Below are 13,729 nucleotides of genomic sequence, written 5' to 3'. Positions count from 1 at the left end.
GTTCTGCGGCGCTGTGGCCGTGAGGCGGGACGGTGATCCGTCCCGCACCCCACGTTCCGTTCGACTCGCGGCCGGTCAGGCCACGATCAGATAGATCCCGTACGCCACCGCCGCCGCGCAGGCCGCGAAGCAGGCGTAGGCGCCGGTCAGGGCGAGCGGCGCGGAGTCGCCCTGGGCGGTGGCGCGTTCGCGGCGGGAGAGGCCGACGATGCCGAGGGTGAAGACGGCCACCAGGGCCACGGTGGCCACGAGGCTGACGCCGAAGACGGAGCCGAGGGCTGCCCAGTCGATGTGCATGCTGATTCGTTCCTTCGTGTCCGGGGCGCGGGCTCAGACGGCGGCGGCCGGCGGGGTCGCCGGGCCGGACTGCACGACGGGGGCCGGGTTCACGGGCGGGGAGGGGATCGTCGCCGTGAGGCCCTCGGACAGGGCGACCGACGGGGGCGGGGTCACGGCGGCGATGGCGGTGGTCACCACGCCGGCCGGTTCGTCGAGTTCGTTGACGTTCGAGGCGTCGACGACCTGGCGGCGGGAGAGCAGCCAGATGCCCGTGCTGGCGGCGACCAGGAAGGTGGCCACCAGGGCGGTGCCCCAGTCGCCGAGGTCGGTCACGGACTCGGCGAGCGCGCCGACGAGCGCGGCGGCCGGCAGCGTCAGACCCCAGGCGACGAACATCCGGGTGGCGGTCGACCAGCGGACGACACCGCCCTTGCGGCCGAGCCCGGCACCCATCACCGAGCCGGAGACGGCGTGCGTGGTGGAGAGCGAGAAGCCGATGTGCGAGGAGGCCAGGATGACCGCGGCGGCGCTGGTCTGGGCGGCGAAGCCCTGCTGCGGCCGGAGGTCGGTCAGGCCCTTGCCCATCGTGCGGATGATGCGCCAGCCGCCGATGTAGGTGCCCATCGCGATGGCCATGCCCGCGGAGAGGATGACCCAGGTGGGCGGGTCGGAGTCGGGGGCGATGGAGCCGCCGGCGATCAGGGCCAGCGTGATGATGCCCATCGTCTTCTGCGCGTCGTTCGTGCCGTGGGCCAGCGAGACCAGGCCGGCGGAGGCGATCTGGCCGACGCGGAAGCCCTTGTCGGCGGCCTTGCCCTCCGAGTTCCGGCTCAGGGCGTACGAGAAGCGGGTGGCGAGCATCGCCGCGACGCCCGCGACGATCGGGGCGGCGACCGCGGGCAGCAGCACCTTGGTGACCAGGACGTCGCCGTGGACCGCGCCGGTGCCGGCCGAGGCGATGGTGGCGCCGATCAGACCGCCCATGAGGGCGTGCGAGGAACTGGACGGCAGGCCGACGAGCCAGGTCACCAGGTTCCAGAGGATCGCGCCGACCAACGCGGCGAAGATGACCTCGGGACGGATGCCGCTCTCATCGACGAGACCCTTGGAGATCGTGTTGGCGACCTCCACGGAGAGAAAAGCGCCCACCAGGTTGAGGGTGGCCGACATGGCCACCGCGACCTTGGGCTTGAGTGCACCGGTCGAGATGGTGGTGGCCATCGCGTTGGCGGTGTCGTGGAAACCGTTCGTGAAATCGAACGCGAGTGCGGTGACCACCACAATCGCGAGGATCAGCGAGAAGCTTTCCATTTACCCAGGCAATCGTTCGAGGTCATTGGCGCGTTGACCGTAGGCAACCTGGATGAACGGAAGATGAACTGAGGGGGTCTCTGTGGTGTCCGGATTGCCTAGTATCCGCGTGCGAACTTCCGCAGTTGGCTCGCCGTCCCGTTGAAGAGATTCTGGTCACCCGGCAGGCTGCCGCTGTTGTCGTACTGCCAGAAGGTCCAGTACGACCAGCCGGCGGGCAGCGATCCCGCGTCCGCCGACTCGTGGCGGGCGATCCACAGTGCGTGTGTCGTGGCCAGGGCGGTGCTGTTGCCCGTGCAGGTGTTCCACCAGTGGGCGGTGGTGTAGATCACCGGGCGGCGGCCGGTCTCCCGCTTCACCTCGGCGCTGAAGGCCTTGATCCAGCTCACCGTCTTCGCCTTGCTCAGGCCGTAGCAGCCGTGCTTCTTGTCGTACGGGTTGTATTCGATGTCGAGCGCGGGCGGCAGCGTCCAGCCGTCCGCCTTCCAGCCGCCGCCGTGCGCCACGAAGTACGCGGCCTGGGTCGCGCCGGACGACTTGTTCGGCAGTGCGAAGTGGTACGCACCGCGAACGATGCCCGCGGCGCGGGCGCCGTTGTACTGCTGACTGAAGTACGGATTGCGGTAGTTGGTGGACTCGGTCGCCTTGACGTAGACGAACGTGGCGCCCTTCGCCTTCGCGCTCGACCAGTTGACGTTCTTCTGGTGCGAGGAGACGTCGTGCCCCTTCACGGGGCCCCCGGCCGCGGCCGGGATGTCGGCGAGCGCGGGTGTGGTGCCGCCGACGGCGAGTGCGGCCACGGCGACCGCGACGAGGCGGGTGCGGCGACGGGACGGTTTGCGATCACGAGCCATGTTTCCCCCGGGAATGGCGACGTGCACGACAAATCTCCCAGAGGCTATTGGAAGATCTGTCGATGCCGATCGGTCTCCAGCCAAGCGGCTTGAGTGGGCGTTGCATGCCTATATGTACTCTTTCGGATGCGTGACTTCCGGCTTAAAGTGCCCTCGCCCGAGCGCGTGTTGGGGAACCGGCTGGCAGGATCGCGGCATGGCTGAGCAGCGGCGGGACGAGCGGGGTGGGCGGGACGTCCGGGAGGGCGCACAGGCTGTGGGGGAGCCGTGGCGGAGGCGTGTGCACTCCGAGGAGGCGCATGCCTGGGACGAGCTCGTCGTGACGGCCCGTCGGACGGTGTCCGACGGCCTGGTGGTCGGCACCTCCGGGAACGTCTCGGTGCGCGTCGGCGACATCGTCCTGGTCACACCCTCAGGCGTCCCCTACGACCGGCTGACACCCGACGACACGGTCGGCGTCGACCTTGACGGCCGGCAGGTCCTCGGCACCGCCCTCCCGACGAGCGAACTGCCCATGCATCTCGCCGTCTACCGCAGCACCGACGCCCGGGCCGTCGTCCACACCCACGCCGTGCACGCGACGGCCGTCTCGACCCTCGTCCCCGAACTCCCGTCGATCCACTACATGTCCGGCGCTCTCGGCGGCCCGGTCCGGGTTGCCCCGTATGCGACATACGGCACCGAGGAGTTGGCCGAGAACATGCTCCACGCCCTCGCCGACCGCTCCGCCTGCCTCCTCCAGAACCACGGCACGATCGCCTACGGCAACTCCCTGGACCAGGCGTTCGACCGCACGGCCCAGCTGGAGTGGATGTGCCGACTGTGGCTGACGGCGTCGTCGGTGCCGGGTCTGTCTCCGACGCTGCTGTCGGGGGAGCAGGTGGCGGAGGCGGGGGAGCGGTTGCGGGGGTATGGGCAGCGGGGGTGACTGCCTCCTTCCTGTACCTCTCGCTCCTTTCGGCCCCCTCGCCCCCTGAGCCGCCTTCGGCTGGCCGCCGGACGGGTCCCCCGTGACACTGGACCCGTGCGCACAGTCAAAGCGACGGCCGCGGCCGTCTCCGTGGCCCTCGCGGCCGGCGCGTTCGGTGTCGCCGCCGGCCGGTACGCCAGCGACGCCGCACTCAAGGCGCCGCCCGGCCGCCCCCTGCCGACCGAACCCCGGCTCACGGTGCACGCCACCGCCGCCGGCCAGATCACCCTCACCCGGGACCTGGCCTCCCTGCGCCCCGGCACCTACGGCCTCGCCGGCGACGGCTCCCACGCGGTCGTCGGTCCCGTCATCGACACGGCGTCTCCCACCGCCGACACCGTCGTACGCCGCCTGGAACGCGTCACCCACGGCACGCTGCGCCCCGGCGACAAGGTGTGGCTCACCCCGAACGTCCACATCGGCAACCCGAGCGCGGCCCTCGGCCTGGACCACGCCGACATCGACATCCCCGGCGAACTCGGTTCCCTGCCCGCGTGGTTCGTGCCCGGAGCCCGGAGCACCTGGGTGATCGCGGTGCACGGCCTTGCCGCGACCCGCGAACTCTCCCTGAACGTCATGGAGTTCCTGCACCGCAACCGCTTCCCGGTGCTCGCCCTCGCCTACCGCGGCGACCTGGGCGCACCCCGCAACCCCGACGGCCTGGGCCACCTCGGCGAGACCGAGTGGCGCGACCTGGACGCGGCGATCCGCTACGCCGTGCGCTACGGCGCCGAGCACGTCGTCCTGTACGGCTGGTCCACCGGCGCCACGATGGCCCTGCGCGCCGCCGCCCACTCCGCGGTGCGCGACCGCGTCTCCGGCCTGGTGCTGGACTCGCCGGTGCTGGACTGGGAGACGACGCTGCGCGCCCTCGCCACGGCCCGGCACACCCCGGGCGCGCTGCTGCCGCTGGCGGTCCGCGCCGCCCAGGGCCGCACCGGTCTGCACGGCGACCGCATCGCCGAGGCCGCCGACCCCACCCGGCTCAGGATCCCGACCCTGATCTTCCACGGCCCGGACGACACGGTCGCCCCCTGGACCCTCTCCCGCCGCTTCGCCGCCCACCGCCCCGACCTGATCACCCTCCAGCCGGTCGCCCACGCCCCGCACAGCGCCATGTGGAACGCCGACCCGACCGGCTACGAAGAGATCCTGCGCCGATTCTTGACGCCCCTGATGTAACCCTTGCCCAGCCATCGGTCCCCCTCACCGACCTTCCGTTTAGCCCTGTACTACTGGCCTGATCCCGGTCCCCAGCAGCCCGCGAGACCCTGTGCCTTGGCCATCCCCGTCGCCCGCCGTGACATTCCGTTTGGGTTTTCGGACCGTCAACCGGAAGACTGCACCCGTGACGTCCCGTATCCCGCGCGACTCCAGGCTTCGACTCGTCCGCCCGCGACCCCTGGCCGCCGCCCCCCGAGCGATGAACCAGCGGCGCTCGCGCCGCCCCGCACCCCGCCCTCCGGAGGGCACACCGGCCCCCGCGGAACTGGCCAGAATGGCACGCTCCGGCCTGGCCGGAGCCGCCCGCGTCGCCCACTGGGCCGACGCCGCACTACGCCCCGGCCGTGACAGCGCGAGCCCCGACGGCAAGGGCACCCTCTCCGATTCGACCGCCGAACTCGCGGCCGAGGATCTGGGCCTGACCCCGGCTCAGGTCCGCGCCGACTGGGACACCGCCCGCCTCGCCGGCCTCGTCGAGGTGCACGGCGACAGTGCCCGCCCCGGTTGGCGGCTGCGTGCCTGGGACCGCGACGACAGCGCCGTACTGCGCGGCTGGGTCGCCCTCTTCGACGCCTGGTCGCTCGCCCACCCGGAACCCCGGGAGCATGAGCCCTCAGCCGTCGCCGAGGTGGTCTCGGCCATGCCTCAGGTGCTCTCCTTCCTCCAGCTGTCCGCCGGTCCCGTCCCCGTCGAACAGCTCCTCGACCTCCTCGAACAACGGGTCACCGAACTGCGCACCGAGCGCTGCGAGATCCCCTACGGCCCGCAGCCCGAGCCCGTGCAGCAGCCACCGGCCGCCGACACCCCCCTCGACCCCCTCCTCGACTGGGCCCTGCACGCCCTCGCCTCCGTCGGTGCCCTCACCTACGGCGACGCCCAGGCCACCCTCACCCCGCTCGGCAGCTGGGCGGTCTGGGTCAAGCTGGAGCAGATCTGCGTGGCCGCGCAGAGCCCCGCCGGGAACATCGAGCAGTCCGCCGAGGACATGCTCCGCGGCTGCTCCCAGCTCCGCCCGAACGCCGCCCGCGCCGAGTACCGTGCCTGGCTCGCCGCCCGCACCGTGGGCACCGCGGTCGGCCAGCTGATCGACGCCGCCCGCGGTGAGGACGCCCTGCTGCGCGGCCTCGCCTTCGAGGCGCTGCGCGTCGTCGGCGCCCCCGCCGAGCCCGACGTCCGCGCCGTCGCCGACGAGGCGACGCTGCGGCCGTACGCCCTGCTGTGGCTCGCGGAGCACGACGGGATCGACCCGGAGGACGCTCACGAGGTCCTCACCCGCGAGGAGGCCACCTGGTTGTGGGTCGACAGCGCCGCCGCCGTCGCCGACCACGGTGAGGCCCCGCTGCTCGTGCGCCACCTGGAGTCCGCGATCCAGCCGACCGTCCCGATGCTCCTCGACGAGGTGCGCGCCGTGGGCCATCCCCGCACCGTGCAGGTCCTCGTCGCGCTCGCCGCGGCCCATCCCGACCCGGCCCTCGCCAAGGCCGTACGCCGGGCGGCCTTCCAGGTGCACACGGGGGGAAGCTAGGCGCGGTCAGGTCCCTGTCTTCGGTATCTCCGGCAGCTCCGGAGCGTACGTACCGAAGCTCCAGATGTTGCCCTCGATGTCCCGGGCCATGTAGTCCCGCGATCCGTAGTCCTGGTCCGTCGGGGGCATCAGGATCTCCGCGCCGTGCTCCACGGCCCGCCTGTGATGGGCGTCGATGTCGTCCACGACGATGTACACCCCGGCGGGTCCCGCGCTCTTCATCGCCTCGTCGAAGCGGCCGCCGCGGCCCTTGGAGCCGAGCATCACCGCGCCGTTGCCCTGCGCCAGCTCGGCGTGCATGACCGAGCCGTCCTCGCCCTCGTACACCGCCAGCTCGGTGAAGCCGAAGGCCTCCGTGAGCTGCCGGATCGCCGCCCTCGCGTCCGCGTACAACAGCGACGGGTAGATGCTCGGACGCCCGCTGTCCTTGCCTGCCATGCCGATCACTTCCTTGTGCATCGGGTGTTTTTCGATGTTCTGAGTGCTTTCGACGAGTCTTGCACCCGCCACTGACAACGCCCCGCGAACCGGGCACGGCGACCGGCGGACCGCGGTCCCACCGTCAGCGGAAGGTGTTGCACCGCGCCATGTCCCCGCTCTTGTACCCCTGGTAGAACCACTGCTGCCGCTGCGCCGCCGACCCGTGCGTCCAGGTCTCCGGCGTCACCCGGCCCTGGAACCGCTCCTGGATCCGGTCGTCCCCCACGGCCGCCGCCGCGTCCAGGCCGTCCCGGATGTCGGCGTCCGTGAGGCTGGTGAGCAACGGCCGCCCGGTCGACTCGTCCTTCGTGGTGGTCGCGTGGTGCGCCCAGACCCCGGCGTAGCAGTCCGCCTGCAGTTCCACCTTCACCGCGTTGCTGTTCGCGCCGGTCCGCCCGTCCTGCGACCTGCCGAGCGTGCCCATCAGGTCCTGCACGTGGTGCCCGTACTCGTGGGCCACCACATACGCCTGCGCGAACGGACCGCCGCTGGAGCCGAACTTCGTCCGCAGTTCGTCGAAGAACCCGAGGTCCAGATAGACCTTGCGGTCGCCGGGGCAGTAGAACGGCCCCACCGCGGAGGTCGCCGTCCCGCACGCGGTGGCGACCTGCCCGCTGAAGAAGACCGTCGGCGACCGTGTGTACGTACCGCTGCGCCGCCGGAACTCCTGCGTCCAGAAGTCCTGCACGCTGTTGACCACCGCCACGATGCGGCAGTCCTCCTTGGTGTTCGCGTCCTGCCCGGTACGGCAGCTCGACTGCACCTGGGCCAGCGAGGACGCGGTCGCCACCGGGGAGTCGCTGCCCGACGACAACCCCAGGTTGTCCGGCCCGACACCGAAGAAGAGCCCGAGGAGGAGCGCGATCAGCCCCGCGAGACCCCCGCCCACGGTCGCCCGGCCACCGGGAATCCGGCTGCCACGCACGTCCTGTACCTCGGAGGTGTCCAGATTCGCGTCGTCGTCGAACTGCATGGGCCCCGCTCTCCGCGCGTGTGGACCCCCTGGCGTCATCCTCGCCCGCCGTCTCCACCGGGGCGCCGGACGAGGGGCCGAACGGGGGACGGCCCCCAGCCCCGCCCACCGAGCCCGCACGCACGCGCGTGCCGTACGTCACGGTGCGGCGCCGCTCATCTCCTGGCACCGGCGCCGACCGCGCAGCTCATGGCCGTGGACGACCTGTACCGGATCACCCCGGGCCGCCCGCCCCACGGCAAGGACCTGTCGCGCACCGGAAAAGCGCTTGCACGGCCCCGTTAGACTTGGCCTATGGCCATTCTCCTCGCGCATTAGACGGCGGGAACGTCCTCAGCCGCCCCTTCCGCCTACGACCCCGCTCTGGAGTCTGACCGTGATCTCCGCCTCCGGTATCGAGCTGCGCGCCGGTGCCCGCGTCCTCATCGAGTCCGCAACCTTCCGTGTCGCCAAGGGCGACCGCATCGGTCTGGTCGGGCGCAACGGCGCCGGCAAGACCACCCTGACCAAGGTCCTGGCCGGCGAGGGCCAGCCCGCCGGCGGCACCGTCACCCGCTCCGGCGAGGTCGGCTACCTCCCGCAGGACCCCCGCACCGGCGACCTGGACGTGCTCGCCAGCGACCGCATCCTCTCCGCGCGCGGCCTGGACACCCTGATCCGCAAGATGCGCGAGAACGAACAGCGCATCGCCAACGGCAGCGGCGCCACCCGCGACAAGGCCATGCGCCAGTACGAGCGCCAGGAGACGGAGTTCCTCACCAAGGGCGGCTACTCCGCCGAGGCCGAGGCCGCCACCATCGCCGCCGCGCTGAACCTCCCGGACCGGGTTCTCGGCCAGCCGCTCCATACGCTCTCCGGCGGTCAGCGCCGCCGTATCGAGCTGGCCCGCATCCTGTTCTCCGACGCGGACACGCTGCTCCTCGACGAGCCCACGAACCACCTCGACGCCGACTCGATCGTCTGGCTGCGCGACTACCTGAAGACGTACCGCGGCGGCTTCATCGTGATCTCCCACGACACCGACCTCGTCGAGACCGTCGTCAACAAGGTGTTCTATCTGGACGCCAACCGCTCCCAGATCGACTACTACAACATGGGCTGGAAGCTCTACCAGCAGCAGCGCGAGGCCGACGAGAAGCGCCGCAAGCGCGAGCGGCAGAACGCCGAGAAGAAGGCCGCCGCCCTGCACTCGCAGGCCGACAAGATGCGCGCCAAGGCCACCAAGACGGTCGCCGCGCAGAACATGGCCAAGCGTGCCGACCGACTGCTCGCCGGGCTCGACGCGGTGCGTGTCTCCGACAAGGTCGCCAAGCTGCGCTTCCCGGAGCCCTCGCCCTGCGGGAAGACCCCGCTCATGGCGGAGGGCCTGTCGAAGTCGTACGGCTCCCTGGAGATCTTCACCGACGTCGACCTGGCGATCGACAAGGGCTCGCGCGTCGTCATCCTCGGCCTGAACGGCGCCGGCAAGACGACCCTCCTGAAGCTCCTCGGCGGCGCCGAGAAGCCCGACACCGGCGAGGTCATCGAGGGCCACGGCCTCAAGCTCGGCTACTACGCGCAGGAGCACGAGACCCTCGACCCGGAGCGCACGGTCCTGGAGAACATGCGCTCCGCCGCCCCCGACCTGGACCTCGTCGAGGTCCGCAAGACGCTCGGTTCCTTCCTGTTCTCGGGCGACGACGTCGACAAGCCGGCCGGGGTCCTCTCCGGCGGCGAGAAGACCCGCCTCGCGCTCGCCACCCTCGTGGTGTCGTCCGCGAACGTCCTCCTCCTGGATGAGCCGACGAACAACCTGGACCCCGCCAGCCGCGAGGAGATCCTCGGCGCGCTGCGCACCTACAAGGGCGCCGTCGTCCTCGTCACCCACGACGAGGGCGCCGTCGAGGCACTGCAGCCGGAGCGCATCATCCTGCTGCCGGACGGCGTCGAGGACCTGTGGGGCGCGGACTACGCGGATCTCGTCGCGCTCGCCTGACGGTCGGCCGCCCGACGGTCAGTGCCGCTTGATCGAATGCTTGATCCACGGCGTATGGATCATTCGGCCTACCGGTGATCCACCATCTGTGTGAGATCTCCTCGTACCGAGGTGTGTCGTACATCGATTTTCCGGCCGAGCCCTTTATCGACAAGGGCTCGGCCGTTCTGCGTCTCTGACCAGGCACTTCACGGAACAACTCGTTCGGCCGTACGGACACGACCCTCAGGAATTCCACATTCCACTTGTGGGGACGCGCTCCTGTCGTCAAAACCTTGTCTTACGGACCTTGCCGAATGGGTGGCCATGAACGCTTGGAGGGGTGATCATGAGGAGACCAAGAGCGCACTTCCCATGAGGAGGCACGGGTGGCCGAGACTCTGAAGAAGGGCAGCCGGGTAACCGGCGCCGCGCGCGACAAGCTCGCGGCAGACCTAAAGAAGAAGTACGACTCCGGTGCGAGCATCCGGGCGCTGGCCGAGGAGACCGGCCGCTCGTATGGCTTCGTCCACCGGATGCTCAGTGAGTCGGGCGTCACGCTCCGTGGGCGTGGCGGGGCGACCCGGGGCAAGAAGGCTTCGGCCTGACCCCGGGCGGCCCATCGGCTTCGATGGTGGCCACCCGGTCGGACGACTGACCGGCCGGGTGGTTACTGTGCAGTCACTTAGCTCTGCTCTGTTGACCGCACACATCGGAGGCGCCCCATGGCTTCGCCCGAACAGGACGACAAGGACCTCGGTCCCGTACTCGACAAGGACGGCGTACGGCTCACCGTCGACGACGCGATCGCCACGGTGACGCTGACCAACCCGGCCAAGCGCAACGCTCAAAGTCCTGCTCTCTGGCGGGCGTTGGCGGAGGCCGGGCGGTTGCTGCCGGGCACCGTCCGTGTCGTGGTGCTGTGTGCCGAGGGCAAGTCCTTCTCGGCCGGACTCGACCGGCAGGCGTTCACGCCCGAGGGCTTCGACGGCGAACCGTCGTTCATCGACCTCGCGCGCAGCAGTGACGCCGTGCTGGACGAGGCCATCGCCGAGTACCAGGCGGGCTTCACCTGGTGGCGACGCAGCGACATCGTGTCCATCGCCGCCGTACAGGGGCATGCCATCGGGGCCGGCTTCCAACTCGCCCTCGCCTGTGACCTGCGCGTCGTCGCCGACGATGTGCAGTTCGCCATGCGCGAGACCAGCCTCGGGCTGGTGCCCGACCTGACCGGCACGCATCCTCTGGTGGGTCTCGTCGGTTACGCCCGTGCGCTGGAGATCTGCGCGACCGGGCGCGCCGTCACGGCCGAGGAGGCCGTCAGTACCGGCCTCGCGAACATCGCCGTGCCCGCGGACCAGGTCGAGGACGCCGTACGCGACCTGACGACCGCACTGCTGGCCGCACCGCGTGACGCCGTCATCGAGACCAAGGCGCTGCTCCAGGGCGTCCAGGGCCGCACGTACGACGACCAGCGCGCCGCCGAGCGCGCCGCACAGGGACGACGACTGCGGGACCTGGCCGGCGTCGGCGAATAGGCGGCAGCCGATCGTTCGATCGTTGCTCAGCCGATCCTGGTGATGAGCACCGCCACGGTCGGGTGACCGGGCAGCACCTCGGCGACCCTCGCGCGGACCTCCCGGGCCACATCCAGAGCCCGGTGGTCCGCGCGCACCGCGAGCTCCACGCGCGCGTGGAGGCGCGGCAGCACACCCTCGCCCGCAGGCTGCTCGATGTGTACCGCCCTGCCCAGTCCACCCAGCGTGCCGGTCAGCCGGACCACGCCCGGGACGGCAAGGACGGTCGCGATGATGAGGGACTCGCCGCCGTCGTCACCATCGCCCACACGATCAATGTCGTCAACGTGGTCAATGGCATGGTCAATGTCGGCGGCGGCACGGTCCGTATCGTCCACACGGTCGACATCGTCCATATGGTCCAGCAGCGCCGTCACCTGTAGATCAACCTCCGCCACCACCAGGCCGAGCCGCTCCGCCGCGGCCGTGGCCAGGACCTCGCGCAGCCGGGACGCCGTGGCCGGGAGCGGCTCGGTCGCCACGGCCGCGAAATCGGCCGTGATCCGCAGCGGACCGGGCGGCAGCGCACCCGGCGGAGGCGGTACGGCGGGCTCTTCCACATCCTCCGGATCGGCGAGCGCGATGCGCAGCGCCCCCAGCCGCACGCCCCGTACATGCTGAGCCACGCCCCGCAGTACGGCCTCGGCCGCCCGCTCGGCGATCCACGCTCCGTCGCGCCGGTCGCCCAGGGGCAGCAGCCTGCCGAGCCGCAGTTGATGCCGTACCGCTCGCGTCCATGAGTCCGCCGTCATTCCTCCAGCCTGCCGCATGTCCAGCGCGAGACCGGGCAACCGCACTTACCGTGGTCGAAGGACGACGACCGAAAGGGACGTACGGCGATGACCGACATGACGGAGCGGAACCGCACGCAGGACCCCGACGGCGAGCGGGAGCCCCTGCAGACCCGGAAACCCCCCACCAAACGCGGCGGGGGCGACCCGGCGTCCCGAGGGCGCACCACCATCGCCGACGGCGTCGTGGAGAAGATCGCCGGACTGGCCGCCCGGGACGTTCTCGGCGTGCACGCCATGGGCAGCGGGCTGTCCCGCACCTTCGGTGCCGTGCGCGACCGGGTGCCCGGCGGTACGAAGTCGGTGTCCCGGGGCGTGAAGGCCGAGGTCGGCGAGGTACAGACCGCCCTCGACCTGGAGATCGTCGTCGACTACGGCGTGTCGATCGCGGATGTGGCCCGGGCCGTACGGGAGAACGTCATCGCGGCCGTGGAACGGATGACCGGACTCGAAGTCGTCGAGGTCAACATCGCGGTGAGCGATGTGAAGCTGCCGGACGAAGAGGACGAGGAACCGGAGCCCCGCCTCCAGTGACCGTGCCGACGAACCAATCGACGAACGAGTTGAGGAGCGCAGGATGAGCAGGGCCGTGGTCGGCATGATCGCCGGAATGGCGCTGGGCTTCGCCGGGTACTTCGGCGGGTTCGGGGCCTTCCTGCTGGTGGCGGCCCTGGGCGCCATCGGGTTCGTCGTCGGCCGGTTCCTGGAGGGGGACCTGGAGCTCGGCGACTTTTTCCGCTCGCGTGACGACCGGCGGCGATGACGCCCATGAGCGGCGGGGACGGCGCGGTCGACGAGCGCGGCAGACCCCTGGCGGTCGTCGCACCCGGCGAACGCGGCGCCACCCGGATCGCCGACCGGGTCGTGGCGAAGATCGCCGCGCAGGCCGCGCGTGAGGCGCTCGGACCGCTGCCCCCGGAGGCCGCACCGCCGCATGCCACCGTCGTCGTACACCACGAGACCGCACGCGTGCGCGTGCATCTCGAACTCGACTATCCCTGCGACATCGGCGACCGCTGTTTTCAGGTGCGTCGACAGGTGGTTCAGCGGGTACGCGCGTTGGTGGGCATGGAGGTGCCCGAGGTCGCCGTCCAAGTGGAACGGCTGCATCCGACACGGGCGCACGGCGCGGCACAGGGGAGGACGCGATGAGCGAGCCCCAGGGCTCCGATGGCACGACCCAACGACTACCGGTCATCGAGAAGGAGACCGATCCCGTCCCCGTCGTCCACGACGGGGACGGCAAGGGCGGCCGCTTCTGGTCGGCGCGCCGCGTCCCCGCGGGCATCGTCGCCGTCCTGGTGCTCGTCGGCGCGGGCGCCCTGCTCTACGACGTCACCGCCGTGCGCGCGAAGCGGCCCGCCGCGCACTGGCGCCGGGAACTGGCCCGGCAACTCGCCCAACGGCCCCTGGACGACACCTGGGTGCTCGTCGGCGCCGGTGTCGCCGCCGCCCTCGGCCTCTGGCTGATCGTGCTCGCCCTCACGCCCGGCCTGCGCCAGGTGCTGCCGATGCGCCGTACCCACGCCGACGTCCGGGCCGGCCTGCAGCGTGCCGCCGCCGCGATGGTGCTGCGCGACCGGGCCATGGAGGTCTCGGGCGTGCAGTCGGTACGCGTGCGCACGAGCCGGACGAAAGCCGACGTCCGCGCGGTGTCCCATTTCCGTGAACTCGACGACGTACGGGCCGACTTGGACTCCGTGCTCACCGACGCGATCACCGGGCTCGGGCTGGCCAGGCCGCCCGTGCTGTCGGTGCATGTCGTTCGTCCCCGAGGGAAGGGGTGAGGGC

At 71.0% G+C, this 13,729-nt stretch carries 16 protein-coding genes; 10 read left to right on the top strand and 6 right to left on the bottom strand.

The window, feature by feature from the left end:
• Window positions 1-75: 75 nt before the first annotated feature.
• The 3 genes from AB0I69_RS47945 to AB0I69_RS47935 form a co-directional block, all read right to left on the bottom strand.
• Entirely contained in the window at window positions 76-297 is a 222-nt protein-coding gene (locus tag AB0I69_RS47945) for a hypothetical protein (RefSeq protein WP_363102165.1), read from the bottom strand.
• Between the two features lie 33 nt (window positions 298-330).
• Complete coding sequence (locus tag AB0I69_RS47940) at window positions 331-1,590, bottom strand: inorganic phosphate transporter (protein WP_363102164.1); 1,260 nt, start codon at window positions 1,588-1,590, stop codon at window positions 331-333.
• 98 nt (window positions 1,591-1,688) lie between these two features.
• Window positions 1,689-2,444: a lysozyme gene (locus AB0I69_RS47935; protein ID WP_363102163.1), complete on the bottom strand. Its 756-nt coding sequence runs from the start codon at window positions 2,442-2,444 to the stop codon at window positions 1,689-1,691.
• Between the two features lie 196 nt (window positions 2,445-2,640).
• On the opposite strand from AB0I69_RS47935, the gene AB0I69_RS47930 reads away from it, so the two are divergent.
• From AB0I69_RS47930 to AB0I69_RS47920, 3 genes are all read left to right on the top strand, one after another.
• Window positions 2,641-3,372 carry a class II aldolase/adducin family protein gene (locus AB0I69_RS47930; RefSeq protein ID WP_363102162.1) on the top strand — a complete coding sequence of 244 codons (732 nt, stop codon included), beginning with the start codon at window positions 2,641-2,643 and terminating at the stop codon, window positions 3,370-3,372.
• A gap of 96 nt (window positions 3,373-3,468) precedes the next feature.
• Window positions 3,469-4,596, top strand: a complete 1,128-nt coding sequence (locus AB0I69_RS47925) for an alpha/beta fold hydrolase (protein ID WP_363102161.1) — start codon at window positions 3,469-3,471, stop codon at window positions 4,594-4,596.
• Window positions 4,597-4,762: 166 nt separating this feature from the next.
• Window positions 4,763-6,163, top strand: coding sequence for a hypothetical protein (locus AB0I69_RS47920; protein WP_363102160.1), 1,401 nt, complete (start codon window positions 4,763-4,765; stop codon window positions 6,161-6,163).
• A 6-nt stretch (window positions 6,164-6,169) separates the two neighbouring features.
• On the opposite strand, the gene AB0I69_RS47915 is transcribed toward AB0I69_RS47920, so the two are convergent.
• Entirely contained in the window at window positions 6,170-6,601 is a 432-nt protein-coding gene (locus AB0I69_RS47915) for a VOC family protein (RefSeq protein ID WP_363102159.1), read from the bottom strand.
• Between the two features lie 124 nt (window positions 6,602-6,725).
• Window positions 6,726-7,616: a neutral zinc metallopeptidase gene (locus AB0I69_RS47910; RefSeq protein ID WP_363102158.1), complete on the bottom strand. Its 891-nt coding sequence runs from the start codon at window positions 7,614-7,616 to the stop codon at window positions 6,726-6,728.
• A 376-nt stretch (window positions 7,617-7,992) separates the two neighbouring features.
• Between AB0I69_RS47910 and AB0I69_RS47905 the strand changes: the two genes are divergently transcribed.
• The 3 genes from AB0I69_RS47905 (at window position 7,993) to AB0I69_RS47895 (ending at window position 11,108) form a co-directional block, all read left to right on the top strand.
• Window positions 7,993-9,591 (top strand): ABC-F family ATP-binding cassette domain-containing protein, encoded by a 1,599-nt coding sequence (locus tag AB0I69_RS47905; protein ID WP_266767336.1) that lies wholly within the window; start codon window positions 7,993-7,995, stop codon window positions 9,589-9,591.
• A gap of 368 nt (window positions 9,592-9,959) precedes the next feature.
• Entirely contained in the window at window positions 9,960-10,178 is a 219-nt protein-coding gene (locus AB0I69_RS47900; protein ID WP_019060653.1) for a helix-turn-helix domain-containing protein, read from the top strand.
• Between the two features lie 117 nt (window positions 10,179-10,295).
• Window positions 10,296-11,108 (top strand): enoyl-CoA hydratase/isomerase family protein, encoded by an 813-nt coding sequence (locus AB0I69_RS47895; RefSeq protein WP_363102157.1) that lies wholly within the window; start codon window positions 10,296-10,298, stop codon window positions 11,106-11,108.
• 26 nt (window positions 11,109-11,134) lie between these two features.
• On the opposite strand, the gene AB0I69_RS47890 is transcribed toward AB0I69_RS47895, so the two are convergent.
• Window positions 11,135-11,899, bottom strand: a complete 765-nt coding sequence (locus tag AB0I69_RS47890; RefSeq protein ID WP_363102156.1) for a nucleopolyhedrovirus P10 family protein — start codon at window positions 11,897-11,899, stop codon at window positions 11,135-11,137.
• An 87-nt stretch (window positions 11,900-11,986) separates the two neighbouring features.
• Between AB0I69_RS47890 and AB0I69_RS47885 the strand changes: the two genes are divergently transcribed.
• The 4 genes from AB0I69_RS47885 to AB0I69_RS47870 are packed head-to-tail and all read left to right on the top strand — an operon-like array spanning window position 11,987 to window position 13,725.
• On the top strand, window positions 11,987-12,472 hold the full coding sequence (locus AB0I69_RS47885) for an Asp23/Gls24 family envelope stress response protein (protein ID WP_363102155.1): 486 nt from the start codon (window positions 11,987-11,989) through the stop codon (window positions 12,470-12,472).
• A 43-nt stretch (window positions 12,473-12,515) separates the two neighbouring features.
• Window positions 12,516-12,701, top strand: a complete 186-nt coding sequence (locus AB0I69_RS47880; protein WP_019060657.1) for a hypothetical protein — start codon at window positions 12,516-12,518, stop codon at window positions 12,699-12,701.
• Window positions 12,698-13,090: a hypothetical protein gene (locus AB0I69_RS47875; RefSeq protein ID WP_363102154.1), complete on the top strand. Its 393-nt coding sequence runs from the start codon at window positions 12,698-12,700 to the stop codon at window positions 13,088-13,090. Before AB0I69_RS47880 ends, AB0I69_RS47875 begins: the two co-directional genes overlap by 4 nt.
• The gene (locus tag AB0I69_RS47870; protein ID WP_363102153.1) at window positions 13,087-13,725 is read left to right on the top strand and encodes a DUF6286 domain-containing protein; all 639 of its coding nucleotides are present in this window, start codon (window positions 13,087-13,089) and stop codon (window positions 13,723-13,725) included. The genes AB0I69_RS47875 and AB0I69_RS47870 overlap by 4 nt, the downstream gene beginning before the upstream one ends.
• Window positions 13,726-13,729 lie beyond the last annotated feature (4 nt).

It is taken from the genome of Streptomyces sp. NPDC050508, assembly GCF_040655155.1.
In the GTDB taxonomy this organism is placed as follows: domain Bacteria; phylum Actinomycetota; class Actinomycetes; order Streptomycetales; family Streptomycetaceae; genus Streptomyces.
Note: the sequence above shows the minus strand (reverse complement) of the source record. Positions and strands in the feature narration are given on the sequence as shown.

What these genes read in the sequence shown, in the direction of transcription:
- AB0I69_RS47945 (WP_363102165.1), bottom strand. Translation starts at nt 297, where the DNA reads ATGCACATCGACTGGGCAGCCCTCGGCTCCGTCTTCGGCGTCAGCCTC.
- AB0I69_RS47940 (WP_363102164.1), bottom strand. Translation starts at nt 1,590, where the DNA reads ATGGAAAGCTTCTCGCTGATCCTCGCGATTGTGGTGGTCACCGCACTC.
- AB0I69_RS47935 (WP_363102163.1), bottom strand. Translation starts at nt 2,444, where the DNA reads ATGGCTCGTGATCGCAAACCGTCCCGTCGCCGCACCCGCCTCGTCGCG.
- AB0I69_RS47930 (WP_363102162.1), top strand. Translation starts at nt 2,641, where the DNA reads ATGGCTGAGCAGCGGCGGGACGAGCGGGGTGGGCGGGACGTCCGGGAG.
- AB0I69_RS47915 (WP_363102159.1), bottom strand. Translation starts at nt 6,601, where the DNA reads ATGGCAGGCAAGGACAGCGGGCGTCCGAGCATCTACCCGTCGCTGTTG.
- AB0I69_RS47910 (WP_363102158.1), bottom strand. Translation starts at nt 7,616, where the DNA reads ATGCAGTTCGACGACGACGCGAATCTGGACACCTCCGAGGTACAGGAC.
- AB0I69_RS47895 (WP_363102157.1), top strand. Translation starts at nt 10,296, where the DNA reads ATGGCTTCGCCCGAACAGGACGACAAGGACCTCGGTCCCGTACTCGAC.
- AB0I69_RS47890 (WP_363102156.1), bottom strand. Translation starts at nt 11,899, where the DNA reads ATGACGGCGGACTCATGGACGCGAGCGGTACGGCATCAACTGCGGCTC.
- AB0I69_RS47885 (WP_363102155.1), top strand. Translation starts at nt 11,987, where the DNA reads ATGACCGACATGACGGAGCGGAACCGCACGCAGGACCCCGACGGCGAG.
- AB0I69_RS47880 (WP_019060657.1), top strand. Translation starts at nt 12,516, where the DNA reads ATGAGCAGGGCCGTGGTCGGCATGATCGCCGGAATGGCGCTGGGCTTC.
- AB0I69_RS47875 (WP_363102154.1), top strand. Translation starts at nt 12,698, where the DNA reads ATGACGCCCATGAGCGGCGGGGACGGCGCGGTCGACGAGCGCGGCAGA.
- AB0I69_RS47870 (WP_363102153.1), top strand. Translation starts at nt 13,087, where the DNA reads ATGAGCGAGCCCCAGGGCTCCGATGGCACGACCCAACGACTACCGGTC.